Source organism: Kitasatospora sp. NPDC087271 (assembly GCF_044744605.1).
In the GTDB taxonomy this organism is placed as follows: Bacteria; Actinomycetota; Actinomycetes; order Streptomycetales; family Streptomycetaceae; genus Kitasatospora.
The window spans coordinates 24,648-50,482 of sequence record NZ_JBIUYQ010000035.1; the positions used below are offsets into that span (position 1 = coordinate 24,648).

Consider the following 25,835-nt stretch of genomic DNA (forward strand, 5'->3'; position numbering starts at 1 on the left):
GCTTGATGGACTCGCTAGGATGGAGCCATGACGACGCCCCCCCGACCGCAGGCCACCCCCGAATGGGAGCTGTGCGGCCTGGTGAACGGGCTGGCCCAGCAGATCGCCGACCACGTCCGCGAACGCGCCGTCACCCTGGGCCTGACCGCGCCCCAGGCGACCGCGCTGCGGGAGATGACCGGGCCGCTGACCATGCGCGAACTCGCCCAGCGCATGAACTGCGAGCCCTCCAACACCACCTTCGTCGTCGACCGGCTGGAGAAGCAGGGCCTGGTCGAGCGCCGACCGCACCCCACCGACCGCCGCGCCAAGCACCTCGTCCTCACCGCCGAGGGCGCGGCGCTGCGCACGCGCCTGCTCGCGTTCCTCACCCAGGACTCGCCGCTGGCCGGACTCACCGCCCCCCAGCAGCACGCCCTCCGGGACCTGCTCGAACTGGCCACCCGCCTCTGCCCCGGCCAGCCGCCCGGCCCGGCCGGAGGCCGCCCGCCGGGCCGGTAGATCGGCGCGGGCCCCGCACTCCCCCGGCGCAGCGGCCAGGTCCTGCCCGGTCGGCAGGGCGCGCGCCGGGTGTCGGGAACGCCGGGTGACCGTGACCGTGTTCGCGTGGGCGGCCTGCGACCGTGACCGTGTTCGCGTGCGCGGCCTGCGACCGCCCCCGATCGCCGGACCGCTGACCAGACTGCCCGGCTTCTTCGCCCTGGAACCCGGGCCGTGGGGCGCCCCGCTCGCGCCCTCCGACGCATGCCTGCCGGTCTTCGCCGGGGTCCCTGCGTCGGCGATCCGGACGGCGACGGGTTCCCGGTGTCCGCGGGGCCCCGGAACACCGCGGTCCTGCACCCCGATGACGCACCGTCACTCCAGCCGCATCCCGGTGGGAGGCATTCCCGGGGGGCTGCCGCCCCGACGGCCCGAGCGGCATGAACCAGCTGTGCCCCTGCGGCGCGAAGGCGGGCACGCTGATCAGCGAGTGCAGCACCGCGTACGAGCCGCACCCGGACCCCGGCCGGGTGCGCGCGATCACGGGCTGAGCCTGCGGGCCCTACGCGGACGGCGCACCCGTGTCCGCGTCCGCGGCGGGGGTGGTCAGGCGGTGGCGGGCCGCGGCGAGGAGTTCGTCGGACAGGGCGGGGTCCTCGCTGGCGCGGGCCAGGAGGAGGGCTCCGACCATGGTGGACAGGTCGGCGAGGGCGCTCTCGCGGTCGGCGGCGTCGGGCAGGTGCTGGAAGCCGTCGGCCAGGTCGCGCAGTCCGGCGGTGAAGGCGGTGCGCAGCGGGGAGCCGGGTTCGGCGCGGGCCGCGTCGGCGGCCAGGGCTGCGGCGGCGCAGCCCTGGCCGGGGTTGTCGCGGTGGGGGGTGGAGAGGTAGCGGGCGAGGAACTCGGCGCGGGGGGTGGGGTGTTGGGGCGCGGTCGGGTCGGCGGCGGCCGGGTTGGGGGTGGGGTGGTCGGCGAGGCGGTCCATGGCTTCGCGGCGTTCGGTGAAGGCGGCCGTGAGGGCTTGGGCGACGAGGTCGTCCTTGGAGGTGAAGTGCCGGTAGAAGCCGCCGTGCGTCAGGCCTGCGGCGGCCATCGCCTGGGGGACGCTGACCTGGTCGGAGCCCTGCTCCCGGATCAGTCTGGCGGTGTGGTCGATCACCTCCTGGCGGTGGCGTTCGGCCTCGGCCCGTGACACGCGGGGCATGCCTGCGTTCCTTTCCTCGTCCTGCGGTGGTGGTGGTCCTACTTTCCCATCCGGGCTTCCCCATCCAGTTTAGATGATGGTAATAATCTAAACGTTGCGGTGCTCCGGCTGCGGGCGCCGCCTTCCGAGAGCGAGGAACACGCACATGACCGTGATCGACGGCTCCACCGCCCTGGTCACCGGAGGCCTGCGCGGCCTCGGCCGGGCGTTCGTCGGGGAACTGCTGGCGCGCGGCGCGAAGAAGGTCTACGCCACCGCCCGCACCCCCGTGCCCAGCGAGGACGGGCGGGTGGAGGTCCTGGCCCTGGACGTCACCGAGGACGCCTCGGTGGCCGCCCTGGCCGAGCGCGTCCAGGACGTCGACCTCGTCTTCAACAACGCCGGCGTCCTGTACCCGGGAGCGCTGCTCACCGGCGACCTGCGGCAGGTCCAGGCGACCTTCGACACCAACGTCCTGGGCCCGCTGCGCATCGCCCGGGCCTTCGCGCCGGTGCTGGCGGCCCGTGGCGGCGGGGCGCTGGTCGACATCCACTCCGCGCTGTCCTGGGGCGCGGGCGCCGGCGCCTACGGCGCCTCCAAGGCCGCCCTGTGGTCCCTGACCAACTCCCTGCGCCTGGAGCTCGCCGCCCAGCACACCCAGGTCGTCGGCGTGCACCTGGGCTTCGCGGACACCGAGATGGTGGCGGCCCTGCCCGTCGACAAGATCCCGGCCGCCGAGGTGGCCCGCATCGTCCTGGACGGCGTCGAGCGCGGCGATCGCGAAGTCCTCGTCGACGACCTCACCCGGGCGCTCAAGTCCGCGCTCCCCGGCCCGGTGGAGGGCCTCACCATCCCCATCCGCCGCTGAACCGCGCCCCGCCGAAACCCGTCGAAACCCGCCGGCCACCGCCGGCCGACACCGAGGAGAACACCCATGCCGCTGTGGCACGTCTACCACCCTCCCGGCACCTACACCCCCGGGCAGAAGCAGCAGCTCGCCGCCGACATCACCGGGTTCTACACCCGCTTCGGGCTGCCGAAGTTCTACGTGATGACGCTCTTCCACGAGATCGGCGCCGACTCCTTCCACGTGGGCGACCAGCCCGCGCACGACGCGGTGCGGATCGTGGTCGAGCACATCGCCCGGCACACCGAGGACCCCGACCTGCGCAAGCGCACCCGGGAGGCCCTCGCCGCCCTCCTCGCGCCCCACACCACCGGGCGCGGCCTGTACTGCGAGTTCCACATCGACGAGACGCCCCGGGACCTGTGGATGATCAACGGGATCGCCCCGCCCCCGTCCCAGAGCGAGGCCGAACAGCTGTGGGCCCGCGAGAACCGCCCGATCCCCTACTGATCCCCTGCCGGCCTCCTGCCGGTCTCCTGTCGACGGACGCCCCGGCACGGCGCCGCCGTGGGAAGTCGGACAGGCCGACTTCCCACTCCAGGACCCACCGCCCCGGCACCCCTCGGGCGGTGGGTCCTGGCCGGTTCAGGCGGGTTCAGGCGGGTTCAGGCGTCGAGGGTGATCTCGGGGTAGCGCGGGGAGGGGGCGTCGAAGAGGGTGGTGGGGCGGCGGCGCAGGTGGAGCTGGAAGTAGGCGGTGAGGTAGGCGCGTTGGGCGGTGACGGCGCGCAGCGGGTCGCCGGTGCCGAGGAAGTGCTCCAGCTGGTCGGCGGGCCAGGCGATCACGTCCTGCCCCTGGGGGACGAGGAGTTGGAGGTCGGTGTAGGACAGGTGGCCGGAGCGGGTGAGGGTGAGCCGGCGGCGCCAGCCCGTCAGGTGGGGCCACAGGGTGTCCCACATGGCGTCGCGGGCGGGGCTGGCCCAGGTGGAGGCCATGAGCAGCAGGGGACGCGGCTGGTCGGCGGTGGCGCAGGTGCCGAAGAGGGGGCCGTCGAGGACGGCTCCGGCGCGGATGCGGGGGTCGTCGTGGAGGGCCTGGGCGGTGGTGGCGCCGCCCATGGAGTGGCCGAACATGGCGACGGCGTCCGGGTCGAGGGCTTGGGCAAGGCCAGCGGGCAGGGGGCGGTGATCGGCGTCGGGGTCGGCGGCGAGGTCGGTGAGGCGGTCGAGGACGAGGCGGACGTCGGCGGCGCGGTAGGCGACGATGTCGGCGTCGGTCATGGCCTGGACGGCGGCCTTGTCGCGCACTTCCAGGCGGTGTCCGGGGAATTCGGTCTCGCCGGCGTCGAAGGTGTGGTCGACGGCGGCGACGACGTGGCCGTGGGAGGCGAGTTCCTCGGCGAGGGCGGTGTTGAAGGCGGAGTCGCCGCCGGAGCCGTGGGAGTTGAGGACGACGGGGTGGCGGCACGAGGTCTCGGCGGGGGCGTCGGTGTGGGCGTGGGTGGTGGGCCAGTCCAGGCTCGCGGCGGGGACCTGGAAGTAGGCGGTCTCCAGGTGGGCGGTCTCGGCGGGGCTCATCCAGGGGGCGCGGGGGTGGCCGGCGACGCGGGCGGCGGGGTACCAGAGGCGGGTGCGCAGTTCGCGCGGGCGCGGGGTGGGGGCCCAGCGGTCGGGGCGGGCGGGGTCGACCAGGTGCAGGGTGGTGGTGCCGACGGGGTGGGGCCCGGTGGGGGCGGGCAGCGTCAGGCGCGGGGGCCGGTCCGGGGGTGAAGGCGGGGCGGCGGCGCGGGTGGCCGCGCGGGCGGGGACGGTGCCCGCGGCGGTGAGCAGGGCGGTGGCGGCCAGGGCGGCCAGGGCGCTGCGGCGGCCGACCCGTGGGGCGGTCACGGTGTGCGGGGCGGCGGCGGTGTGCGGGGTGGTCATGGGCCCACGGTGGCGGGTCGGGCCCTGCGGGCGCGTCGGGCCGGCGGAGGAGCTGCCGGGCGGCGGGTACGACCGCGGGCATAGGCCCCGGGGCGCAGGCCTCAGCCGGAGACGGCGGGCCCAGCGGGCGCGGCAGGGGCGGCAGGGGCGGCAGGCGCACCGGTGAGGAGGGCGTCGAGCAGGCCGGGGAAGCGGGCGTCGAGGTCGGTGCGGCGCAGGCTGACGAAGCGGTTGCGCCCGGCGACGCGGGTGGTGGTGACGCCGGCCTCGCGCAGGACGCGCATGTGGTGGGAGACGGTCGACTTGTGGAGGTGGTCCAGGCCCAGGTCGCGGGGGGCGCAGGAGTGTTCGGCGCCGTCGGCGTAGCTGAGCAGCAGGGTCATCCGGACGGGGTCGCCGAGGGCGTGCAGGACCGTGACGAGGTCGATGTCGGCGGTGGCGGGCTGGGGCAGCCGCTCGTCTTCGGTCATGGCGCGTGGTCCTCGTCGGCTGGACATTGGTTTGACAATCATCCACCCATCCCTAGTGTTTGACGAGCGTCAAACTGTTGCCCTATCGTCAAACAATCGGGGGGCTTTCCCATGCCCGTACGCCTGCTCCTGCTCGCCCTCGGCACCTTCGCCATGGGCACCGACTCGATGGTCGTCGCCGGCATCCTCGGCCCGATCGCCGCCGACCTGGGGGTGTCCGTGCCGGCCGCGGGCCAGCTGGTCACCGTCTTCGCGCTCGGCTACGCGCTGCTGGCCCCGGTGCTGGCCGCGCTCACCGCCCGCTGGCCGCGCCGGCGGCTGCTGCTGACCGCGCTCGCGGTGTTCAGCGCGGCCAACGCGCTCAGCGCGCTCGCCCCCGACTACGGCCTGCTGCTGGCCACCCGGGTCCTGGCGGCGGCCGGGGCCGCGCTGTACACGCCGACCGCCAACGCGGTGGCCACCACCCTGGTCGCCCCCGAGCGGCGCGGACGGGCGCTGGCCACCGTACTGGGCGGGATGACGGTGGCCACCGCGCTGGGCGTGCCGCTGGGCACCTGGGTGGGGCGCGGCGACTGGCGGATGACGATGTGGCTGGTCACCGCGCTGGGCGTGGCGGCGCTGGCGGGGCTGGCGCTGCTGCTGCGCGACCTGCCGGCGCCGGTGGCGGCGCCGGGGCTGCGGGCGCGCCTGGCCCCGCTGGGGCAGCGGCGGGTGCTGGGGGCGGCGGCCACCACGCTGGCGTTCTTCCTGGCCTTCCAGTGCGTCTACATCTACCTGGCCACCGCCGTCTCGGGGGCGACCGGGGGCGACGCGGACCGGCTGAGCCTGGTGCTGCTGACGGCGGGCGTGATGTCGGTGGCGGGCAGCTGGCTGGGCGGGCGCCTGGTGGACCGGGTCGGGGTGCGGCGGGTGCTGCTCACCGGCTCGACGGTGGCGGCGGGCGCGTTCGCCGCGCTGCCGTGGCTGGGGCGCAGCATGCCGGGGGCGCTGGTGTACGCGGCGGTGGTGCCGCTGGCGGGGTGGGCGGTGTCGGTGGCGCTGCCGCACCGGCTGGCGTCGATCGATCCGGGGAACGCGCCGCTGCTGATCTCGCTGAACAGCAGTGCGCTGTACCTGGGGACGGCGGCCGGGGGTGTGGCGGGCAGTGCGGCGATCGCGGTGCTGGGCGGGCGGTGGTTCCCGTTCGCGGCGGCGGGGCTGGCGCTGGTGGCGGCGGTGACGGCGGCGGCGACCACGCGGGACGCGCGGGCGGGTGCGCCGACGGAGGAGGAGGCGACGGTGCCGGCGCCGGCACCGTCGCGGTCCTGATCCTCGGGCGGGCGGGGTCTCAGCGGGCGGGGTCTCAGCGGGCGGAGCCGAGGTTGCGGTCGGCCTCGGCTCCGGCGAGCAGCAGGGTGGTCTCCTCGATGCGGCGCAGGCGCCCGCAGGGGCCGTACTGGCCGAAGAGGTAGACCTCCATGGAGACCTGGGTGCCGTCGGTCTTGAGGACGTCGACGGTGTGCCGGGTGGCGGTGCGGTCGCCGTCGTGGAGTTCCTCGTGGACCTCGACGCGGCCGGAGGCGACCACGGCGCGCAGGTGGCGGATGTGGTCGGTGAAGGCGGCGCGGTCGTCCCAGCGGCCGTCGGTGCGCTGGCGGTAGTCGGGGGTGAAGTGGCGCTCGACGGCGGTCTCCAGGTCGAGGCCGGGGGTGAAGAGCAGGTCGTCGAGGGCGGCGGCGATGGTGGTGCGGGGGGCGGTGGCGGGCATGGGGGTTCCCTTCTCGGAATCCGACAATGCGTGCGTGGCGCACGCTTCATGGGATGAGCGTACCCCAGGAACGCGTGCGTCGCGCACGCTATGATCGGGGGGTGGACCACTCCCCCGAAATCCCCGACCCCGACCCCGACCCCGACCCCGTTCCTGAAACTGCCTCCGGCCTCGGGGACGCCGTCGCCCAGGCCCTGGCCGTCCTGCTGCGCCGCCCCGCCCGCGCCGCGCTCTACCGGCGCCTGACCGAGGGCCTGGGCGAGGCGGTGGACGAGGTCACCTACCCCGTGCTCTCCGGCCTGGCCCGCACCGGGGCGCGCAGCGCCGCCGACCTGGCCGCCGAGATCGGCCTGGACCGCTCCGGGGTCAGCCGCCGGGCCACCCGCTTGGAGGAGGCCGGGCTGCTGCGCCGCGAGGCCGACCCGCGCGACCAGCGCGCCACCCTGCTGACCCTGACCGGCGCCGGCGAGCGCACCGTGGCGGTGATGCGCCGGCGCCTGGCCGGCGGCATCGAGGAGGCGCTCGCCTCCTGGCCGCCCGGGGAGGCCGAGGCGTTCGCCCGGTCGCTGCGGCGCTTCACCGAGCAGGGCCCGTTCGGCTGAGCACGGGGCGAAGGGGCGGCGGAGCGAAGGAGCGGCGGAGCCAAGGAGCAGCGGGGCGAAGGGGCGCGCGGGGCGGCGGGGTTAAGGGGCGACGGGGCGCGCGGGACAGCGCCTCCGGGAAGGAGGGGCCCGGAAAACGCGGGTGCCCCGGGCCGGGGAACCGGTCCGGGGCACCCGCGGGCGCGGGGATCAGGCGCCGAGGACCTCGCCGACCAGGGCGCGGGCCTCCTCCTGCACCCGGGCCAGGTGGCCGGTGCCGAGGAAGGACTCGGCGTAGATCTTGTAGACGTCCTCGGTGCCGGAGGGGCGGGCCGCGAACCAGGCGTTGTCGGTGCACACCTTGATGCCGCCGATCGGTGCGCCGTTGCCGGGCGCCTCGGCCAGCACCGCGGTCACCGCCTCGCCGGCCAGCTCGCCCGCGGTGACCTGCTGCGGGGAGAGCCGGGCCAGACGGGCCTTCTGCTCGCGGTCGGCCGGGGCGTCCACGCGGGCGTAGGCGGGGGCGCCGTGGCGCTCGGTCAGCTCGCGGTAGTAGGCGCTGGGGGTGGCGCCGGTGACGGCGGTGATCTCGGAGGCCAGCAGGGCCAGCAGGATGCCGTCCTTGTCGGTGGTCCACACCCCGCCGTCGCGGCGCAGGAACGAGGCGCCGGCCGACTCCTCGCCGCCGAAGGCGATCGAGCCCTCCGCCAGCCCGTCGACGAACCACTTGAAGCCCACCGGCACCTCGACCAGTTCGCGCTTGAGGTCGGCGGCGACCCGGTCCAGCATCGAGGAGGACACCAGCGTCTTGCCGACCGCGGCGTCGACGGGCCAGTCCGCGCGGTGGCGGTACAGGTAGTCGACGGCCACCGCCAGGTAGTGGTTGGGGTTCATCAGGCCGCCGTCGGGGGTGACGATGCCGTGCCGGTCGGCGTCCGCGTCGTTGCCGGTGGCGATGGCGTACTCGTCCTTGCGGCCGATCAGGGAGGCCATCGCGGACGGCGAAGAACAATCCATGCGGATCCTGCCGTCCCAGTCCAGCGTCATGAACCGCCAGGTCGGGTCGGTGACCGGGTTGACCACCGTCAGGTCCAGGCGGTGCGTCTCGGCGATGCGCGCCCAGTACGCCACCGACGCCCCGCCCAGCGGGTCCGCGCCGATGCGCAGCCCGGCCGCGCGCACCGCGTCCAGGTCGAGCACGGCGGGCAGGTCCTCGACGTAGGTGCCCAGGTAGTCGTGGCGCCCGGTGGTCGCCGCCGCCAGCGCCCGCGCGTACGGGACGCGCTTGACGCCGCGCAGGCCCTCGCGGATCAGCTCGTTGGCGCGGTCCTGGATCCAGCCGGTGGCCTGCGAGCCGGCCGGGCCGCCGCTGGGCGGGTTGTACTTGAAGCCGCCGTCGCGCGGCGGGTTGTGCGAGGGGGTGACGACGATGCCGTCCGCCAGCGCCCGGGGGCTGCGCCGGTTGTGGGCCAGGATCGCGTGCGAGACCGCGGGCGTGGGGGTGTAGCCGTCGGCCGCGTCCAGCAGCACCTGCACGCCGTTGGCGGCCAGCACCTCCACCGCCGTCACCTTCGCCGGCTCCGAGAGCGCGTGCGTGTCGGCGCCCAGGAACAGCGGTCCGGCGATGCCCTGTTGGGCCCGGTACTCGCAGATCGCCTGCGTGGTCGCGGCGATGTGGTCCTCGTTGAACGCGGCGTCCAGCGAGGACCCGCGGTGGCCCGAGGTGCCGAACGCCACCCGCTGGCCGACCTCCTGAGGGTCCGGGTTCAGCGCGTAGTACGCCGTCACCAGCCGCGCCACATCCACCAGGTCATCCGGCTGCGCCAACTGCCCGGCCCGTGCGTGTGCCATCCGTCTTCTCCCGCCAACTTCCCGTACGCGTCCTTGCCCCGTGCCACCGATCGTAGCCAGAACGCGACCGTGCCCCGAACCGCGAGGCGGGGCGGGGCACGGCGGGGCCGGGGTTCAGAGGCCGGGGTTCAGGCGGGCAGCTGCTGGCGGTAGGCGTCCAGGGCGGGCGCGGTGGTGGTGGCGAGGAACTCGGTCACCGTGTAGGCGACCAGGCCCTCGCGGGCGAAGGGGTCGGTGCGGGTCAGCTCCTCGACCGCGGCGCGGTCCTCGCCCAGCGCGATGATCACCCCGCCCTCGCGCGGCACCTTGCGGCCCGAGGCGAGGAACGTGCCGGCCTCGTAGTGCCCGCGCAGCCACTCGACGTGCTGCGGCAGGGCGGCGTCGATGCGCTCCAGCGGGGCGGTGTACGTCAGCTCAAGTACGAACATGCGACCAGGCTAGCCCCGCACGGCAGGGGCCTCGCGGCCGGGGCTCGCGGCGTGTACCGGACCCCATTGTGCCAGTTCAGCGGGGGGTTGCGGTAGGACGCAGAGCACCCGGATCACGCCTTGCCGGGGGGCGGGCGCAGCCCGCAGACTCGTCCGCATCCACTCCTTCGGCCACGCGCCGGCCCCCTGCCCAGGGCGGCCGGGGCGCGCGCCGTGCTGCGCACGGGCCGCATCGCGCCGGGGGCGGTGGGCGGTGAACGGACGAAGGGGGACGCGAGGATGACGGTGCACAGGGACGTGACGCACAAGGACGTGACGCACAAGGATGTGGCGCGCAGGGACGTGGCGCACAGGGACCTGGTGCTCAAGGCGCGGGTGCGGCTGCTGAGCCACAACGAGTGGGTCCTGGACGCCCCGGAGGGGCTGTGGGTGTACCGGGCGCTGTTCCCGGTCAGCCCGCGCGTGTACGCCTACAAGCTCGCCCACGTGCTGTGGACGGCGGCCGCCTCGCCGCGGGTGGCGCACCTGCCCGAGGCGCGGCGGGCGCTGCTGGAGGAGGCGCGGGCCGCCTGCGCGCACATCCCCGCCGGCGCCCCGGCCCACCAGGTGCGGATGCGGGAGTACGTCGCGGCCGCGCTGGCGGGGCTGGAGCGGGAGCAGCAGGAGGGGCGTGCGGGGAGGTAGGTGGTCGCGGGGTGGTTGCGGTACAACAATCCCTATTTGACGACTGATCGGAGAAGTTCTCGTATGAGCAGTTCAGGTCTGTCCCGCCGCGCACTGATCGCCGGCGCCGGCGCCGCCGTCGTCGGCTGGAACACCGCCGCCCGCGCCTGGGCCGCCGAGCCGGGCGAGGACGTGGATCAACTGCCGGCCCTGGACGGCACGGTGGCCCTGCGGGGCGCCGAGGTGGAACGGTTCTCCTCCGACTTCGGGCACCTGGTCACCGCCTCGCCCCGCGCGGTGCTGCGCCCGGCCTCGGTGCGCGACGTCCAGAAGGTGGTGGCCTTCGCCCGGCGCCACCGCATCCCGGTGGCGGTCAACGGGCAGAGCGGCGACCAGGCGGTCGTCGGCGACGGCGGGCTGGAGTCGCACTCCAGCTACGGCCAGGCCAACCCGCGCGGCGGCATCGCGATCGACGCCCGGGGGCTGTCGCGGATCCTCTCCGTCGGACCCGGGCTCGCCGTGGTGGAGGCGGGCGCCACCTGGGCGCAGCTGACGGACGCGGCGCTGGCGGCGGGCTGGATGCCGCCGTGCCTGACGGACTACCTGCACCTGTCGGTGGGCGGGACGCTCAGCGTGGGCGGCATCGGCGGGGCGGTGCAGCGCCACGGGCTGCAGGCGGACACCGTGCGGTCGCTGGACGTGGTGACCGGCACCGGCGAGCTGGTGACGGCCTCGCGCGAGCACAACCGGGAGCTGTTCGAGGCGGTGCTGGCCGGCGGCGGGCAGGTGGGGATCATCGTGCGGGCCACGCTCGCCCTGGTGCCGGCGCGCGAGCGCGCCACCGTGTTCACCCTGGCCTACGACGACGCGGACCTCTACCGCGCGGACCAGGAGAAGGTGCTGGCCCAGGGCCGCTTCGACCTCCAGGTCGGCAACGTGGTGCGCAGCGCGGACGGGCAGCGGTGGCGCTACACGGCGGAGCTGGTGGCCTACGGGGACGCGGGGCGGGCGGTGGACCGGGAGGCGCTGCTGGCGGGGCTGCACGGGGTGCCGGGCGAGACGACGGTGGTGGAGCAGAGCTGGCGCGAGTACGCGTTCCGGGTGGACGCGTTCGCGGGGTACCTGCGGGCGGCCGGGTTCTGGGGGCTGCCGAAGCCGTGGCTGAGCCTGTTCCTGCCCGCCTCGACGGTGGGGGTGTTCATGCGGGAGGCGACCGCGCTGCTGACGGCGGCGGACCTGGGGGCGGGGCTGCTGCTGTTCTACCCGTACGCGCGGGCGCGGGTGGGGGCGCCGCTGGCGGTGCTGCCGCAGGAGCCGGTGGGCTGGCACTTCGACCTGCTGGCGTTCCCGGCGCCGGGGGCGGACACGGCGGCGATGCTGGAGCGCAACCGGCGGCTGTACGACCGGGCGGTGGCGCTGGGCGGCAAGCGCTACCTGATCGGGGCGGTGCCGGGGATGACGGGGGCGGACTGGCGGCGCCACTACGGCGGTCTGTGGGAGCGGGTGGAGCGGGCCAAGCGGCGGTGGGATCCGGCGGGGATCCTGGCGCCGGGCCAGGGCATCCACGCCGGCTGACGGCCGGGCCCCGGGCCGCCCGCGGGGGGCGGGCGGCCCGGCGGGGGCGGGCGGCCCGGCGGGGGCGGGCGGCCCGGCGGGGGCGGGCGGCCCCCGCCGGGGGGGCGGGTAAAAGGGGGTCAGGTGATCTCCAGCTGCGCCATCATGCCCATCGCGGAGTGGTCCAGCAGGTGGCAGTGGTAGGGGTAGCGGCCGCGGTAGGAGTCGAAGAGGGCCTGGAGGCGCACGCTCTCCCCCGGCAGCAGGCGCACGGTGTCCTTCAGGCCGGACTCCGCCGGGCCGGGCGCGGCGCCGTTGCGCGCCAGCACCCGGAACTGCACCAGGTGCAGGTGGAAGTTGTGCGGGACGTCCTTGTTGGCGTTGACGACCGTCCAGATCTCCGAGGTGCCGAACGCCACCGAGGCGTCCACCCGCGCCGGGTCGTACACCTTGCCGTCGATCAGTCCGAGCGGGGCGGCGCCGGGCTTCTCCTGGTACTCCAGGACCACGGTGCGCTCGCGGGCCGCCGCGCCCAGGGCGGGCAGGGTGCGCAGCTGGGCGGGGACGCGGCTGGGGTCGTCGGCGGCGCGGGTGATGTCGAAGCGCAGGACCTGGCCGACGTGTTCGGCGGGGCCGGGGGGCATGGAGTTGGTGAGGACGATGCTGGAGCCGACCGGGTAGCGGGAGAAGTCGACGACGACGTCGGCGCGCTCCCCGGGGGAGAGGTCGACGGTGTCGGTGATGTGGGGGCGTTCCAGCAGGCCGCCGTCGGAGCCGATCTGGGTGAGGGGGCCGCCGTCGGCCAGGCGCAGGGAGAAGAAGCGCAGGTTGGAGGAGTTGAGCAGGCGCAGCCGGTACTTGCGGGCGGCGACCTCGACCTTGGGCCAGGGGCGGCCGTTGGCGAGGATGGTGGTGCGGTTGAGGGGGTCGTCCATGCGGTAGACGAGGCGGCCCTGGGGGTCGAAGCGGGCGTCGCGCAGGGCGATGGGCAGGTCGTAGCGGCCGGCGGGCAGCGGCAGGGCGGCTTCGGTGGCGTCGGTGATCAGGTAGGTGCCGGCCAGGCCCCGGTAGACGTGCTCGGACTCCAGGTGGTGGGCGTGGTCGTGGAACCACAGGCTCGCGTGGGGCTGGTCGTTGGGGTAGGTGTAGGTGCGGGTGGCGCCGGTGTCCAGGAGGTTCATGGGGCCGCCGTCGGAGGCGACGGGGACGCGGGCGCCGTGCAGGTGGACGGAGACGGGGTCGTCCAGCAGGTTGGTCTGGCGCACCACGACCGGGCGTCCGGAGCGGGCGCGGATGACGGGGCCGGGGAAGGCGCCGTTGTAGGTGAGGACGTCGGTGCGGTGCCCGGGCAGGATGCGGGCGTAGGCCTTGAGCATGGTGACGGCGTAGGTGTCGGCGGCGCCGTCGGTGGAGACGGGGGCGAGCACCGGGGGCAGGGGCATCGCGGCGGTGAACTTCGGTGCCAGGGTGGGGCCGGCGTCGGGGCCCGGGTCGGCCTCGGCGGCGGAGGCGGCGGGGCCCGGGTGGGTGTGGGCGGCCGCGGCGGCGGCGGTCTCGACGGAGGCGGCCGGGCGCAGGGTGGTGCGCATGAGCAGGACCCCTCCCCCGGTCGCCAGGGCGGCGCCGATCATCCTGCGTCTGGTCACCATCGCGCGTCCTCCTGCTGCCGGCCCGGTGTGGCGGTGTGCCCGTGCGGCCCCGGCGGGTGGGGCGGGGGCGGGTTCCGGGGGTGATTGCAGCAGCGGATCCTTGCGCCGGGTTGGGGTCCGGCTGAGGCCCGGTGGACCGCGCGGGGCGGGTCGCGGGCGGGGCGCGCGGTGAGCTGCGGGTGTTGCGGGCCGCTTGCGGCGGGCGGTCACCGTGGCTCGCAGAACACTGGAGGATCCCTCGAAGGGAAGGGCCGGAGCGTGGACCTGCGGTACTGGCTGCCGAGGGCGGCCGAGGTCGCCGAGCAGTGGGGAGAGCGGTTCGGGCCGTACAGCCCGCATCCCTCGCACCAGGTGGACGACGCGGACTTCGCCGCCGCGTTCGAGCGCTTCGCCAAGCGCCTGGAGCACAACTACCCGTTCTTCCACCCCCGTTACGCCGGGCAGATGGTCAAGCCGCCGCACCCGGCCGCCGTCGTCGGCTACCTGACGGCGATGCGCTTCAACCCCAACAACCACGCCTACGAGGGCGGGCCCGCCACCAACGACATGGAACGCGAGTGCGTCGCCCAGCTCGCCGCCATGTTCGGCCTGCCCCGCCACGTGGGCCACCTCACCAGCAGCGGCACCATCGCCAACCTGGAAGCCCTGTACGTGGCCCGCCAGAGCCACCCCGGGCTCGGCGTCGCCTACAGCGCGCAGGCCCACTACACGCACAGCCGCATGTGCCACGTCCTGGGCATCGAGGGCCACGCGGTGGCCTGCGACGCGGACGGGCGCATGGACGTCGACGCGCTGGCCGCCCTGCTCGCCACCGGCCGCGTCGGCACGGTGGTCGTCACCGCCGGCACCACCGGGCTCGGCGCCGTCGACCCGGTGCACGAGGTGCTGGCACTGGCCCGCCGCCACGGGGTGCGGGTGCACGTGGACGCCGCCTACGGCGGGTTCTTCGCCCTGCTGGCCACCGACGACGCCCAGGCCGCCGCCCTCGGGCTGGACCCGGCGCCGTGGCGGGCCATCGCCGGCTGCGACTCCGTCACCGTCGACCCGCACAAGCACGGCCTCCAGCCCTACGGCTGCGGCGCGGTGCTGTTCGCCGACCCCGACATCGGCCGCCACTTCGCCCACGACTCCCCCTACACCTACTTCACCGACGCCGAACTGCACCTGGGCGAGATCAGCCTGGAATGCTCGCGCGCCGGCGCCGCGGCCGCCGCCCTGTGGCTGACCCTGCAACTGCTGCCGCTCACCCCCCAGGGCCTGGGCGCCGTCCTGGCCGGCGGGCGGCGCGCGGCTCTGGCCTGGGCGGATCTGATCGAGGACAGCCCGCACCTGACCCTCCACCAGCGCCCGCAACTGGACATCGTCACCTACCACCCCACCCCGGGTGGGGCGCCGATGTCCGCCGTCGACGCCGCCAGCCGGCACGTGCTGCGCCAGGGCATGGCCGACGAGCAGGACCCGCTCTACCTGAGCCTGCTGCGGGTGGACGCCGCCGACTTCACCCGCCGCCACCCGGCGGCCGCAGCGGACGCCGACGGGGCCTCGGTGCTGCGCAGCGTCCTGATCAAGCCCGAGGCCGAGGACCACCTGCCCGCCCTGCACGCGCGCCTGACCGCGCTCGCCACCGCCCGGCCCTGAGGCCCCGACATCCCCCGTACGAGCGCGCCCCCCGTACGACCGCCCTGCCGCCCCGCCGCCCGCCGCCTGTCTGCCGAGGAGTGTCCGTTGACCACCGCCACCGTCCCGCCGGGCGCCGCCCTCGCGGCCCCCGCGGTCCGCCCCGCCCGACCCGAGGAGGCGCCCGCCCTCGCCCGGGTGCTCGCCGCCGCCTTCCACGACGACCCGCTCACCCGCTGGGCCTTCCCCGACGACGCCCACCGCGCCCGCATCCTGCCCGCCTTCTTCCGCGTCCACGTCGACCAGTGCCTGGCCCACGGCGGCGCCCTGACCGCCCAGCACCCCGACGACGCCGCCCCCGTCGGCGCGCTGCTCTTCCTGCCCCCCGGCGTGTGGGAGCACCCCGGGGGGCAGGACCAGGCGGCCGCCCGCGCCCTGGACGCGGCCGTCGACGCCGACGCCCACCCCGAATCCGCCCGCCGCCTGGCCGCCATCACCCGCCTCCAGGCCCGCCGCCACCCGCGCCACCGCCCCCACCACTACCTGGCGTTCGTCGGCGCCCACCCCGACGCCCGCCACACCGGCACCGGCACCGCCCTCCTGCGCGCCTTCCTGGCCCGCGTCGACCACGACGGCCAGGCCGCCTACGCCGAGACCAGCTCCCCCGGCGGCGCCCGGGTCTGCGGCGCCGGCGGCTTCACCCGCTTCGGCGAGGCCATCGCCCTGCCCGCCGGCGGCCCCCGCCTGACCCCCGTGTGGCGGGGCCCCCGATGACCACCCACACCCTCGACATCGACACCGCGCTGCGCATCGACACCGCGCTGCGCGTCTACTCCGCCGAGCAGATCGACGCCGGCGCCGCCGACCACCACCCCGAGGCCGCCGAGATCCTCGCCTGGAGCCGGCGCTTCCTCACCACCGCCCACCCCGACCTCGGGCGCAGCGGCCCCGTCTGCCCCTACACCCAGCCCTCGCTGCGCCGCGGCCTGTTCCACATCGCCGTCGCCGACACCGGCGCGGGCGGCGACCTGCCCGCGCTGGTCGGCGAGCTGCGCGCCTGGTACGACCGGCTGCTGGCCGGCCTGGCGGAGGAGTCGGACCGGGAGCTGCTGACCGTGCTGCTGGTGCTGCCGGGCCTGGACCGGGCCGACTCCACCGCGCTGGACGAGGCGCAGCGCAAGGCCAAGGACGAGTTCGTCGAACAGGGCCTGATGATCGGCCAGTTCCACCCCGTCTGCGAGGAGGGGGGCCTGTGGAACCGCTCCTTCAGGCCGCTGCGCGCGCCCGTGCCGCTGCTGGCGGTGCGCAAGCTCCTCGTCTTCGACCTGCCCTTCCTCGTCGACGACGAGGCCCACCTGGCCCACTACCTGGCCCGCTTCGCCCCCCAGGTCCCCGCCCGCATCCGCGACCAGCTGGTCTCCGGCATGACAGAACACCGCAGGACCGCCCGCCTGACCGCCGCCTGAGCCGCGGCCCCCTGCGCGCGGAGCCGGGTCGGCGCCCGGCTCCGCGCGCGCCCCCCGGGGAAAATCGCTGGCGGCGGTGGCGCCCGGCGTGAAGGCTCTCACCGTGACGCTTCACGAGAACGAGGTCTTCGCGGACCAGGCGGTCGTCCGCTCCCTGCTCCGGGAGCAGCGGCCGCAATGGGCCGACCTGTCCGTCTCGCCGGCCGGCTCGGGCACGGACAACACGATGTACCGGCTCGGCGACGACCTGCTCGTGCGGCTGCCGCGCACGGCGCAGAGCGCGGACTCCGTGCGCAAGGAGTTGACCTGGCTGCCGCGGCTGGCGCCGCACCTTCCGTGCCGCGTCCCGGAGCCGGTGCACGCCGGGGCCCCGAGCGCCGTGTTCCCGCTCGCCTGGTCGGTGTACCGCTGGATCGACGGCGAGGAGCCCGGCCCGGGGTCGGTCACCGACTGGCCCGCCTTCGGGGCCGACCTGGCGGCGGTCGTCAAGGGCCTGCACTGCGTCCCGCTCATGAGGGCCGTCCGCCGCGGCGCGCTCCACTGGTACCGCGGGGGCGACCTGCGCGACAGCGACGAGTCGATCACCGCATGCTTCGAGAAGTGCCGGACGATCCCGGGCCTGGACCTCGACATCGAGCACCTGCTGCACCTGTGGCGCAGCGCGCTCGACCTGCCCGGGCCGTCCGGGCGCCAGGTGTGGCTGCACGGCGACCTGAAACCCTCCAACCTGCTGGTCCGGCAGGGCGGGCTGCACGCGGTCATCGACTTCGGATGCCTGTCGGTCGGCTTTCCCGACGCCGAGCACGCCACGGTGTGGGACCTTCCGTCCCCGGCCCGCCAGGCGTACTGGGACGCCCTCGGCCTCGACGACGTGACGTGGCTGCGTGCCCGGGCGTGGGCGGTCGGCGTCGGGGTCGGCGGGCTGTCGTACTACTGGGGCACCTATCCCGGTTTCGTCGGCGAATGCCTGGCGCGGCTGTCCGCGATCCTGGAGGCCGCCGGCGCGCGGTGAGCCGTCCCGGCCGGTCGGGACGGGTTCACCGCACGCGTCGGTCGCCGACTCGGATGCGCCGGGACGGCGGACCTCAGGTCGCGCGCTGTCCGTGGAGGAGGACGGGCAGCGCCCGGCCCGCCAACGCCTCGCTGACGCGGGCGGCCTGGGAGGGCGCCATGACGTCGGGGAGCCGGCGGACGGGGACGAAGCGGGCGCCGAACAGGCCGCTGCGGTGCTGCGGCGGGACGGTGAGGCGGACGTCGTCGCGCACGGTGCCGCCGTCGAAGACCAGGTTGAGGCGCTCCAGGTGGCGGTCGGCCGGGGTGAAGTCGACCGCGAGGACGTCGGCGAGACGCAGGTTGAGCCCTGTCTCCGCGTGCAGGTTGCGGGCGGCGGCGAGGTGCGGGGGCTCGTTGGGCTGCGCGGCGCCGCCGGGCAGGATCAGGCCGTCCATGTAGTCCGGGTCGACGAGCAGGACGTCGCCGCGCGGGTTGCGCACGAGGACGAGGCAGCCGAGCCGGCACACCGGCGGCTTGGCGAGCAGACGGGGGTCACGCATCGGGCGGTTCACCTTCTGAGGGCGGCGAGGAGCAGGAGGGAGAAGCCCGCCCACCAGAGCAGGCGGGCGAGGAGTTCAGTCGTCATGCGTCAGGCGCTCGTAGCGCAGCCCCTTGCGGAGCAGGTCGACGACCCGCAGGAGTGCGGACGGGCGGGCGCAGCCGAGGCTGATCAGGTAGCAGCCCGTCCTGCGGCCGTGCTCCCAGTCGACTTCGACGGACGGCAACGTGACGCCGCCCAGGGCGAGGACGGTCGTCAGGTCGTCGAGGACGTCGGCCGCCTGGCGCCGCTGGTCGGCGGTCGCGCGGGAGAGCATCGAGGACACGCTCACTCCCCCGGCCGCTTGTGGACCTCGAAGACGCGCCAGGCACCCCAGGCCTCGGAGAAGGAGCCGAACCCGCTGAGCTCACCGTCCGGTTGGCGCAGCCAATCCCCGGTGAGCTCGTGCCGGACCCGGTAGAGGCGGGTCTCGGTGTCCCAGCGCACGCCGTAGCCGTGGAGGCGGGGGACTTGGGCATCAGCCATGGGAATAACCTTCCGCAATCAGTGTTTCACGTTCTGTGCACATGGTGGCCCCGCACCACCTAGCATCGGAAGCGATATACGACTTGCTGTCAGAGCAGCCGTGAGTTGGGGAAGTTCCATGAACAAGAAGAGCATCGACCCGACCTCGTCCCCGTGGGCCGCCTTCGGAGTTCAACTCCGCAGGTCACGCGAAGCAGTTGGGCTCACCCAGGTCCAGCTGGCGAAGAAGGTCGGGTGCACCGCATCGCACCTGTCCTACGTCGAACTTGCGCACCGGCCGCCGAGCCTGCAGCTGGCGGAGCTGGCCGACCAGGAGCTCAAGACCGGCGGCACGCTCGTACTGATGTACTGGCAGCTCAAGCACACGACGTTGTTGGAGGGCTTCCCGGAGTACGCCAACTACGAGGCCCGCGCGGAGCAGATCAAGCTCTTCGAGATCAACGTCATCCCTGGACTCCTACAGACTCCCGCGTACGCAACCGCGATTGAGTCGGGATATGTGAGGCAGGGCGCCGCACTCCCAGAACAGGCCGATGAACGTATCAACTTCCGACTTGCCCGACAGCACATCCTGGAACGGACTCCACCTCCGGTCCTGCACGCGGTGCTGGACGAGAGCTGCCTGAGGCGACTCGTCGGCGGCCGGGACGTCATGATCGAGCAACTGCTCCACCTTGAACAGTTGGCTGATCGGCCCAACGTGGTCATTCAGGTGGCGCCGTACTCTCTGGGCGAGAACCGGCCGTTCACTCGCGTGGTGCAACTCCTTACCATGCCGAACCGCAAAATTCTCAGCTACGGCGAGATCGAGCAACGCGGTTACATCGAACGGGATATCCAGTCAGTTTCGGCGCTGGCCAGGAGCTACGATCGCCTTGTGGTCGAGGCCCTGAACCAGGCCGACTCACTTTCGATGATCCGCGTGGTACGGAGGGATCTGGAATGGACGTCAATCTGACTGACGCTCGCTGGCGAAAGAGTTCGTACAGCGGCGGCAATGGAGGAACCTGCGTGGAGGTCGCTGACGGATTTACCGGCGTGATGCCGGTCCGCGACTCCAAAGACCCTTTCGGCCCGGCCCTCCTCTTCCCCTCCCCCGCCTGGCAGGCCTTCGTCACCGCCGTCCGCACCGGCGAATTCGACGCCCGGTAGCAGCAACTCCCGGGCCCCGCCGCCCCGACCCGGGGCTGCGGGGCCATCTCGGGGTGGGACGATGGCACTGACCAGACGCCTGCTGCGCCACGGCCAGTTCACCTCCCGCGAGGAACCGGCCGAAGGCATCGACGACTTCGTCCTGGACTACGACGAACACGCCGCCAAGCCCGACCGCTGGACCTACGACGGCTCCCCGCTCAAAGCCGCATGAACCCCCGAAGGATCAACGCGGCGCTGCACTACTGAAGTTGAATTCGTGATGTCGCTCGGATGGGTGAAGCAGTAGCGTTCGCCTGCCGTTGGAGGGTTGGTCCCGGTAGTCGTGTGCTGTGAGGTATGCACAGGGTGGCGGTTTGACCGACGCGGAGAGGGCCGCGCGGGAGCGGATCCGACGGCAGGCCGTGGATCGCTTCGAGGGCGGTGAGAAGAATCGGGACATCGCGGCCGCACTGCGGGTGAGTGTGCGTTCGGTGGAGCGCTGGCGCCGGCAGTGGCGCGAGGACGGCGCGGCAGGAATCGCCTCGAAGGGTTCGCCGGGTCGTCCAAAGCTTTCCGATGCCCAGATCATGAGGCTGGAGCGGGAGTTGGAGCGTGGGCCGCTTGCCCACGGCTGGGACGACCAGCGATGGACCTTGGCTCGGGTGAAGACGCTGATCGGCCGGATGTTCCACGTTTCCTACACCGTGGAGGGCACGTGGGTCCTGCTCAAGCGGCACGGCTGGTCCTGGCAGCAGCCGGCCCGCCGGGCCATCGAGCGTGATGACGCGGCCGTCGAGTTGTGGAAGAAGGAGACGTGGCCGCGGGTAAAAGCGCCGCGGCGGCCCGCGCGGCCTGGCTTGTCTTCGAGGACGAAGCCGGGCAGTCGATGAGGCCGCCGCGCGCCCGGACCTGGGGTCGGGTCGGCTGCACGCCCGTGGTTCGGGTGCGCGGCCGAGGAGGCGGCCGGGTCTCCATGGCGGGGCTGAGCTGCTACAAACCCGGTCAGCGCTCGCGGATGTTCTACAGCTTCCACGTCTACCGGGGCCGCAAAGGTGAGAAGAAGGGCCTGACCTGGCAGGACTACCGGGACCTGCTCATCCGGGCGCACATCCAGCTCGGCGGTCCGATCGTGCTCGTGTGGGACAACCTGCGTGCCCACCTGATGCCGCCGATGCAGGAGTTCATCAAGGCGAGCAAGGACTGGCTGACCGTCTTCCAACTCCCCTCGTACGCTCCCGACCTCAACCCGCAAGAGGGCGTCTGGTCGCTGGTCAAGCGCACCATTGGCAACCTCGCCGCCGCCGACATCGACCAACTCGCCCGAGCCGTCAAGCGCAGCCTGAAGAGACTCCAGTACCGCCCTCACCTCATCGACGGATGCCTCGCCACCACCGGCCTGATCATGGATGGCTGACCAGATCTCAGACCGACATCACGAATTCAACTTCAGTAGCATGCGTGGGTGAACCTTTCGCATCTCGGCGTGCCGATCGGGCCGATGATCCGCGTCCACGGCGGGTTCGCCAACCGGATGTACCGGCTCGACACCGACCAAGGGTCTTTCGCGGTCAAGGAGTTGAACCTCGCCGACCGCCGCTGGACCTATCGCGCCGAGGACGTGTTCAGGTTTGAGCGGGCGGCCTTCGCCGCCGGCATCCCGATGCCGGAGCCGATCTCGGCCGGCCACCACACGCTCGTTCACCGATGGGTCGAGGGAGAGAAGGTACCGGAAGCACCGGTGTCGGCGGCGTACGCGTTCGAGATCGGCGGGATCCTCGCGCGCATCCACGCGCTCGACGTCGCGTGGACCCACGTGTCGGTCGAGGAACCGACGTCACGGGACTGGCCCGAACTCGCCGCGCGGGCGGCGGCGACCGGACAGCCGTGGGCCGACGAACTCGCCTCTCACGTCGAGACGTTCCTCGCGATCGCCCACTTCGTCGACACCTGCGAACGGCCGGGCCCCGTCGTGCTGACCCACAGGGACATCCAACCGTGGAACCTGCTCGCCCGGGAGGGCCGGCCGGTGGTGCTCGACTGGGAGCTCTCGGGAACGCTCGACCTGTCCGGCGAGCTCGGCTCGACCGCGCTCAGCCTCGCGAAGGGACCGGGCTTCGACCACATCGAGCCCGCCGTCTTCCGCTCGGTCCTCGACGGCTATGTCGCGGGGGGCGGCACGCTGCCGCCGCCAGGTCCGAGCTGGTTCGTGTTCATGATCGGCGGCTGGCTGGGGCACACGAGGTGGAACATCCTGCGGTGCCTCGCCGGTGTCGAGGCGAGCACCGGTCCTGACCTCGCGCTCTCCCACGAGTCCGCGCGCAACGGCGTGCGCGGCCTCCCCGACCTGTTCGGCCGGCTTCCGGAGCTCGAAGCGCTGCTCGTGTGGCAGTGACCCGCGCCTGTGCTCGGCATGCGGTGTGAGGCGCGCTCCCGACTCCGCCCGGGGCCGTTGCCGGTGACCTGCACCGACGCGGACGTGCCGACACCCGTCTCCGGGCCCGGGGAGGCGGCGGGGAGGCTGCCGGGGGGCATCTGGCCGAGGAAGTCGTTGACGTCCCGCCCGGTCAGCCGGCGGCGGCCAGGAGCGGCTCGGGGGCGGCAGTGGCGGGCTGGGGCCGGGGGCGGGTGAGGCACTCGTCGGTGAAGGCGAGGGCGCGCAGGTGGTAGGGGCGGGCGGCGTGGCCCAGGGAGAGGTTGTGGCCGGCGCGGTGGGCGGTGACGAGGTGGGCCAGGCCCGGGGGGAAGGCGGCGGTGAGGGCGGTGCGGTGGGAGGGCTCCAGGCGCCACCAGGCCTCGTGGTCGGCGAGGGTGAGGCGCACGGGCACGTGTACGCGGGCGGCCAGGGCGCTGTAGCGGGCGGGCCAGGTGGCCAGTTCGCGGGATTCGAGGGCGGGGACGGGGGTGAGCAGGGTGCGGGCGGCGTGGAAGGTGCCGGGCGGGTAGAGGTTGAGGGGACCCCAGTTGAGGCGGCCGCCGCCGGCGAGGTCGTCGGGCCGCTCCCACGCGCCGGGGGCGTAGTGCTGGGCGAGGCCGGAGATGTCGGCGCCGAGCAGGGGCAGGCGGGGGTCGGCGGGCCAGTGGGCGGCGAGGTGGAGGGCGATCTTGCCGCCGAAGGAGTGGGCGAGGAGTTGGACGCCGGCGCCGACGGGGTGGGCGCGGGCGTAGTCGGTGAGGGCGGCGTGCAGGGTGGCGGCCTGGTCGGCGATGAGCTGTCCGTCGGGCAGGCGGTGGGCGGAGGCGCCGTGGCCGGGGCGGTCCAGGGCCAGGACGGTGTAGCCGAGGTCGGCGGCCAGGGTGAGCAGGCTGGTGTCGGGGTGGGCGGGGCCGGCGAAGTAGGCGGCGCGCATGCCGCGGCCGTGGATGGCGAGGAGGACGGCCTTGGGGGCGCGGTCCTGGGGTTCGGCGACGAGCGCGGAGACGGGGATGCCGCCGGCGTCCAGGACGAGGGAGCGGGTGGCGAGCCGGGGGTTGGGCCGCGGGTTCGGGCGGGGGTTCATACGGCGGCCCCGGCGCGGACGGCCCCGGCGCGGACGGCTCCGGCGCGGGCGGTGGTGGCGCGGGCGGTGGTGGCGGCCCTGTCAGCGGCCCCGGCGCGGGCGGTGTCGAGGTCGGCGAGCCAGCCGGTGAGGTCGCTCTGGCGCATCAGGGTGGTGCCGATGAGCAGTCCGGCGTAGCCGGCGTCCAGGAGGCGCGCGGCGTCGGCGGGTTCGGTGATGGCGGAGGCGGAGACGGGGGCGCGGGTGCCGGTGGCGTGCAGGGCGGGCAGCAGGCGCAGGCTGCGTCCGAGGTCGCCGCGGTCGCGTTCGCGGGTGCGGATGTCCTTGTTGTTGACGGCGATGACGCAGTGTTCGGGCCGGGGCAGGTGGGCGAGTTCGTGTTCGCCGGTGATCTCGACGAACGGGGTCAGGCCCAGGGCGAGGGCGGTGGTGACCAGGCGGTGCAGGGAGGTGGCGGGCAGCAGGGCGGCGGTGAGCAGGACGGCGGAGGCGCCGAGGGCGGCGGCGGCCTCCAGTTGGGCGGGGCGAGTGAGGAAGTCCTTCTGGAGGACGGGCAGGTCGGTGGCGGCGGTGACCTCGCGCAGCAGGCGGGGGGTGCCGCCGAACCAGCGGCCGGTGACCACGGACAGGCAGGGCGCGCCGGCCTGTTCGTAGCGGGTGACGAGGTCGGTGACGGTGCGCGGGCCCAGCAGGTCGGTGCCGTGCGGGTCGCGGAGTTTGACCTCCATGATCAGGGGGCGGCTCGCGGCCAGCAGGGCGTCGAGGAACCGCGGGGCGCTCATACGTAGGCCTCCTTGGGGCGGGGGTGCCAGGCGTGGGCGAGGGCGGTGACGGCTTCGTGGGTGAAGTCGCCGGCCCGGTTGCGGGCGGCGGTGTCGATGTCGGCGCCGGCGTACAGGGGGTGGTCGGTGACGGTGCGGTAGGTGTCGCGGTTGGCGGCGTTCAGGCCGCCGGCGAGGAGGAAGGGGATGGTGAGGCGGGGCAGCAGGGTGTGGACGTCGGCGGGGGCCAGGGGGTGGCCGGTGGAGCCGACGCGGCCGTCGTCGGTGACGGTGTCCAGCAGGAACAGGTCGCAGCCGGCGCGTTCGAAGGCGCCGATGAAGGGGCGTTCCAGGCAGCGGCCGCGGGAGAGGTGGAGGACTTTGACGAGGACGGCGTAGGGCAGGCGGTGGCGCAGTTCGGTGACGAGGGCGGGGCTCTGGTAGGCGTGGAGCTGGATCCAGCGGATGCCGGTGGCGCGGGCGAGGCGGGCGAGTTGGTCGGCGTCGTCGAGGAAGGTGACCAGGACGGGTTCCAGGCCCAGGCGGATGGCGGTGGCGGCGAGGTGGGCCAGGTGCTGTTCGGAGAGTTCGGCGGGGCCGCCGGGCACGCCGTGCCACAGGCCCACCAGGGTGGGGCCGGATTCGGCGAGGAGGGTGAGGTCGGCGCGGGTGCGGGCCCCGCACACCTTGAGGTGGCGGGGCCGCGCGGGCGGCAGCGGGCGGGGCGGGGCGGGGGCGGTCATTTGCCGAGTCCGAGCATGGCGGCGATGCGGTTGTACTGGATCTCGTTGCTGCCGGAGTAGATGGTGCCGGCGACGGCGTTGCGCACGTCCTTCTCCAGCCCGTACTCGGACATGTAGCCGTTGCCGCCGAAGACCTGGACGGCGGCCAGCGAGGTGGCGAGGTTGGATTCGCTGGTGAGGAGTTTGGCGATCGCCATGTCGACGGTGACGTTCTCGCCGGCCTCCAGGCGCTGGGCCGTGTCGTAGAGCCACTTGCGGGCGGTCTCCAGGCGGATCTTGGTGTCGACGATCTTGTTGGCGACCGACTGGTAGGAGCCGATGGGCTTGCCGAAGGACATGCGGGTCTTGGCGTAGTCGAGGCAGCGGGCCAGGCGGTGCTGCATCTCGCCGGTGTTGACGATGAAGGAGTAGAGGATCTCGCGTTTCATGACGTGGTCCAGGACGAGGAAGCCGCCGCCGACGCGGCCCAGGACCCGGGAGGCGGGCACCTTGACGTCGTCGAGGTAGACCTCGGACAGCGGCGAGGTGCGCAGGCCCATCTTCTTGATGGGGTTTCCGGTGCTGATGCCGGGCATGTCGCGGTCCAGGAGGAACGCGGTGACGCCGAGCGCCCCGCCCTGGGGGTGGGTGCGGGCGTAGACGACGATGACGTCGGCGACGGGGCCGTTGCTGACGAAGGTCTTGGCGCCGTTGAGGACGAAGTGGTCGCCGTCGCGGATCGCGCGGGTGCGCATCTGCATGGCGTCCGAGCCGCCCTCGGACTCGGTGATGGCGTGGGCGCCGATGGCCTCGCCGGAGGCGATGCGCGGCAGGTAGGCCTCTTTGAGAGCGGGTGAGCCGAAGGCCTGGAGGGGGACGCCGGTGGAGGCGAGGGAGGTGGTGACGGAGAAGTTGAGGCCGCCGTCGCGGCAGGTCTGTCCCAGGCCCTCCAGGACGTACATGGTGGTGAGCAGGGACTGGCCCAGCCCGCCGTAGCGTTCCTCGAAGGGCAGGGACAGGATTCCGGTCTTCTGGACGAGGCGCCACTTGTCGTGGGAGAAGGCGGCCTGTTCGTCGCCTTCGATGTGGCCGGCGCTCAGGTCGTCGCCGAAGCGGGCCAGGCCCTCGCGCAGGGCGTGCTGGTCGGCGTTCCAGCGGATCATGGACGTGCCGCCTTCCTCCCGGGCCC

General features: G+C 74.0%; 31 protein-coding genes. 17 read left to right on the top strand and 14 right to left on the bottom strand.

All coding sequences use genetic code 11. The features are described 5' to 3' along the window. Positions 1–27: 27 nt before the first annotated feature. Positions 28–501, top strand: coding sequence for a MarR family transcriptional regulator (locus ACIO9K_RS34710; RefSeq protein WP_363623915.1), 474 nt, complete (start codon positions 28–30; stop codon positions 499–501). Positions 502–1,042: 541 nt separating this feature from the next. Here ACIO9K_RS34710 and ACIO9K_RS34715 read toward each other — a convergent pair. After that, positions 1,043–1,681, bottom strand: a complete 639-nt coding sequence (locus tag ACIO9K_RS34715; RefSeq protein ID WP_400335728.1) for a TetR/AcrR family transcriptional regulator — start codon at positions 1,679–1,681, stop codon at positions 1,043–1,045. A gap of 145 nt (positions 1,682–1,826) precedes the next feature. On the opposite strand from ACIO9K_RS34715, the gene ACIO9K_RS34720 reads away from it, so the two are divergent. Together ACIO9K_RS34720 and ACIO9K_RS34725 are read left to right on the top strand one after the other, a co-directional pair. Beyond that, positions 1,827–2,528, top strand: a complete 702-nt coding sequence (locus ACIO9K_RS34720; RefSeq protein ID WP_363623911.1) for an SDR family oxidoreductase — start codon at positions 1,827–1,829, stop codon at positions 2,526–2,528. A 66-nt stretch (positions 2,529–2,594) separates the two neighbouring features. Beyond that, complete coding sequence (locus ACIO9K_RS34725; RefSeq protein ID WP_363589180.1) at positions 2,595–3,017, top strand: tautomerase family protein; 423 nt, start codon at positions 2,595–2,597, stop codon at positions 3,015–3,017. Between the two features lie 155 nt (positions 3,018–3,172). Here ACIO9K_RS34725 and ACIO9K_RS34730 read toward each other — a convergent pair whose 3' ends face one another. Further along, positions 3,173–4,429, bottom strand: coding sequence for a serine aminopeptidase domain-containing protein (locus ACIO9K_RS34730; protein WP_363623907.1), 1,257 nt, complete (start codon positions 4,427–4,429; stop codon positions 3,173–3,175). Positions 4,430–4,530: 101 nt separating this feature from the next. After that, entirely contained in the window at positions 4,531–4,899 is a 369-nt protein-coding gene (locus ACIO9K_RS34735; protein WP_400335731.1) for an ArsR/SmtB family transcription factor, read from the bottom strand. Positions 4,900–5,010: 111 nt separating this feature from the next. Between ACIO9K_RS34735 and ACIO9K_RS34740 the strand changes: the two genes are divergently transcribed. Then, complete coding sequence (locus ACIO9K_RS34740; RefSeq protein ID WP_363623903.1) at positions 5,011–6,207, top strand: MFS transporter; 1,197 nt, start codon at positions 5,011–5,013, stop codon at positions 6,205–6,207. Between the two features lie 34 nt (positions 6,208–6,241). On the opposite strand, the gene ACIO9K_RS34745 is transcribed toward ACIO9K_RS34740, so the two are convergent. Then, complete coding sequence (locus tag ACIO9K_RS34745; RefSeq protein WP_363589174.1) at positions 6,242–6,646, bottom strand: nuclear transport factor 2 family protein; 405 nt, start codon at positions 6,644–6,646, stop codon at positions 6,242–6,244. A 194-nt stretch (positions 6,647–6,840) separates the two neighbouring features. On the opposite strand from ACIO9K_RS34745, the gene ACIO9K_RS34750 reads away from it, so the two are divergent. Beyond that, positions 6,841–7,248: a MarR family transcriptional regulator gene (locus ACIO9K_RS34750; protein ID WP_363624086.1), complete on the top strand. Its 408-nt coding sequence runs from the start codon at positions 6,841–6,843 to the stop codon at positions 7,246–7,248. 189 nt (positions 7,249–7,437) lie between these two features. On the opposite strand, the gene pgm is transcribed toward ACIO9K_RS34750, so the two are convergent. Further along, a complete protein-coding gene (gene pgm, locus ACIO9K_RS34755) occupies positions 7,438–9,078 on the bottom strand; it encodes a phosphoglucomutase (alpha-D-glucose-1,6-bisphosphate-dependent) (RefSeq protein ID WP_363623901.1) in 1,641 nt (546 codons plus the stop codon). A 128-nt stretch (positions 9,079–9,206) separates the two neighbouring features. Continuing rightward, positions 9,207–9,506: a YciI family protein gene (locus ACIO9K_RS34760; protein ID WP_063352966.1), complete on the bottom strand. Its 300-nt coding sequence runs from the start codon at positions 9,504–9,506 to the stop codon at positions 9,207–9,209. Positions 9,507–9,785: 279 nt separating this feature from the next. Between ACIO9K_RS34760 and ACIO9K_RS34765 the strand changes: the two genes are divergently transcribed. Beyond that, positions 9,786–10,190, top strand: coding sequence for a hypothetical protein (locus ACIO9K_RS34765; protein WP_400335734.1), 405 nt, complete (start codon positions 9,786–9,788; stop codon positions 10,188–10,190). A gap of 63 nt (positions 10,191–10,253) precedes the next feature. Further along, positions 10,254–11,744 carry an FAD-binding protein gene (locus ACIO9K_RS34770; protein ID WP_363623897.1) on the top strand — a complete coding sequence of 497 codons (1,491 nt, stop codon included), beginning with the start codon at positions 10,254–10,256 and terminating at the stop codon, positions 11,742–11,744. A gap of 119 nt (positions 11,745–11,863) precedes the next feature. Here ACIO9K_RS34770 and ACIO9K_RS34775 read toward each other — a convergent pair whose 3' ends face one another. Beyond that, on the bottom strand, positions 11,864–13,372 hold the full coding sequence (locus ACIO9K_RS34775; protein WP_400335736.1) for a multicopper oxidase family protein: 1,509 nt from the start codon (positions 13,370–13,372) through the stop codon (positions 11,864–11,866). Positions 13,373–13,630: 258 nt separating this feature from the next. On the opposite strand from ACIO9K_RS34775, the gene ACIO9K_RS34780 reads away from it, so the two are divergent. The 4 genes from ACIO9K_RS34780 to ACIO9K_RS34795 all read left to right on the top strand — a co-directional run bounded on the left by ACIO9K_RS34780 (position 13,631) and on the right by ACIO9K_RS34795 (position 17,467). Then, entirely contained in the window at positions 13,631–15,010 is a 1,380-nt protein-coding gene (locus ACIO9K_RS34780; RefSeq protein WP_400335739.1) for a pyridoxal phosphate-dependent decarboxylase family protein, read from the top strand. A gap of 87 nt (positions 15,011–15,097) precedes the next feature. Next, on the top strand, positions 15,098–15,763 hold the full coding sequence (locus ACIO9K_RS34785) for a hypothetical protein (protein WP_363623892.1): 666 nt from the start codon (positions 15,098–15,100) through the stop codon (positions 15,761–15,763). Continuing rightward, a complete protein-coding gene (locus ACIO9K_RS34790) occupies positions 15,760–16,455 on the top strand; it encodes a DUF6875 domain-containing protein (RefSeq protein ID WP_400335742.1) in 696 nt (231 codons plus the stop codon). The genes ACIO9K_RS34785 and ACIO9K_RS34790 overlap by 4 nt, the downstream gene beginning before the upstream one ends. A gap of 103 nt (positions 16,456–16,558) precedes the next feature. Beyond that, complete coding sequence (locus ACIO9K_RS34795) at positions 16,559–17,467, top strand: aminoglycoside phosphotransferase family protein (RefSeq protein WP_400335745.1); 909 nt, start codon at positions 16,559–16,561, stop codon at positions 17,465–17,467. Positions 17,468–17,540: 73 nt separating this feature from the next. Here ACIO9K_RS34795 and ACIO9K_RS34800 read toward each other — a convergent pair whose 3' ends face one another. The 3 genes from ACIO9K_RS34800 to ACIO9K_RS34810 form a co-directional block, all read right to left on the bottom strand. Continuing rightward, on the bottom strand, positions 17,541–18,008 hold the full coding sequence (locus ACIO9K_RS34800; protein ID WP_400335748.1) for an NUDIX domain-containing protein: 468 nt from the start codon (positions 18,006–18,008) through the stop codon (positions 17,541–17,543). A 75-nt stretch (positions 18,009–18,083) separates the two neighbouring features. Next, positions 18,084–18,332, bottom strand: coding sequence for a hypothetical protein (locus tag ACIO9K_RS34805; RefSeq protein WP_400335750.1), 249 nt, complete (start codon positions 18,330–18,332; stop codon positions 18,084–18,086). Between the two features lie 2 nt (positions 18,333–18,334). Beyond that, complete coding sequence (locus tag ACIO9K_RS34810; protein ID WP_363588153.1) at positions 18,335–18,532, bottom strand: hypothetical protein; 198 nt, start codon at positions 18,530–18,532, stop codon at positions 18,335–18,337. A gap of 118 nt (positions 18,533–18,650) precedes the next feature. Between ACIO9K_RS34810 and ACIO9K_RS34815 the strand changes: the two genes are divergently transcribed. The 6 genes from ACIO9K_RS34815 (at position 18,651) to ACIO9K_RS34840 (ending at position 22,058) form a co-directional block, all read left to right on the top strand. Further along, complete coding sequence (locus ACIO9K_RS34815; RefSeq protein ID WP_363588151.1) at positions 18,651–19,490, top strand: helix-turn-helix transcriptional regulator; 840 nt, start codon at positions 18,651–18,653, stop codon at positions 19,488–19,490. Continuing rightward, complete coding sequence (locus ACIO9K_RS34820; RefSeq protein WP_363588149.1) at positions 19,475–19,684, top strand: DUF397 domain-containing protein; 210 nt, start codon at positions 19,475–19,477, stop codon at positions 19,682–19,684. The genes ACIO9K_RS34815 and ACIO9K_RS34820 overlap by 16 nt, the downstream gene beginning before the upstream one ends. Positions 19,685–19,745: 61 nt before the next feature. After that, positions 19,746–19,898, top strand: a complete 153-nt coding sequence (locus ACIO9K_RS34825) for a hypothetical protein (RefSeq protein WP_400335754.1) — start codon at positions 19,746–19,748, stop codon at positions 19,896–19,898. 118 nt (positions 19,899–20,016) lie between these two features. After that, on the top strand, positions 20,017–20,556 hold the full coding sequence (locus tag ACIO9K_RS34830) for a winged helix-turn-helix domain-containing protein (RefSeq protein ID WP_363589629.1): 540 nt from the start codon (positions 20,017–20,019) through the stop codon (positions 20,554–20,556). After that, entirely contained in the window at positions 20,553–21,080 is a 528-nt protein-coding gene (locus tag ACIO9K_RS34835; protein ID WP_400335785.1) for a transposase, read from the top strand. Before ACIO9K_RS34830 ends, ACIO9K_RS34835 begins: the two co-directional genes overlap by 4 nt. An 84-nt stretch (positions 21,081–21,164) precedes the next feature. Next, positions 21,165–22,058, top strand: coding sequence for a phosphotransferase (locus ACIO9K_RS34840; protein ID WP_400335787.1), 894 nt, complete (start codon positions 21,165–21,167; stop codon positions 22,056–22,058). A gap of 172 nt (positions 22,059–22,230) precedes the next feature. On the opposite strand, the gene ACIO9K_RS34845 is transcribed toward ACIO9K_RS34840, so the two are convergent. The 4 genes from ACIO9K_RS34845 to ACIO9K_RS34860 are packed head-to-tail and all read right to left on the bottom strand — an operon-like array spanning position 22,231 to position 25,809. Then, positions 22,231–23,163 carry an alpha/beta hydrolase gene (locus tag ACIO9K_RS34845; RefSeq protein WP_400335756.1) on the bottom strand — a complete coding sequence of 311 codons (933 nt, stop codon included), beginning with the start codon at positions 23,161–23,163 and terminating at the stop codon, positions 22,231–22,233. Then, positions 23,160–23,945: an indole-3-glycerol-phosphate synthase gene (locus ACIO9K_RS34850; protein WP_400335758.1), complete on the bottom strand. Its 786-nt coding sequence runs from the start codon at positions 23,943–23,945 to the stop codon at positions 23,160–23,162. Before ACIO9K_RS34850 ends, ACIO9K_RS34845 begins: the two co-directional genes overlap by 4 nt. After that, positions 23,942–24,667 (bottom strand): N-(5'-phosphoribosyl)anthranilate isomerase, encoded by a 726-nt coding sequence (locus ACIO9K_RS34855; RefSeq protein WP_363588139.1) that lies wholly within the window; start codon positions 24,665–24,667, stop codon positions 23,942–23,944. Before ACIO9K_RS34855 ends, ACIO9K_RS34850 begins: the two co-directional genes overlap by 4 nt. Continuing rightward, positions 24,664–25,809 (bottom strand): acyl-CoA dehydrogenase family protein, encoded by a 1,146-nt coding sequence (locus ACIO9K_RS34860; RefSeq protein WP_063352981.1) that lies wholly within the window; start codon positions 25,807–25,809, stop codon positions 24,664–24,666. Before ACIO9K_RS34860 ends, ACIO9K_RS34855 begins: the two co-directional genes overlap by 4 nt. Positions 25,810–25,835 lie beyond the last annotated feature (26 nt).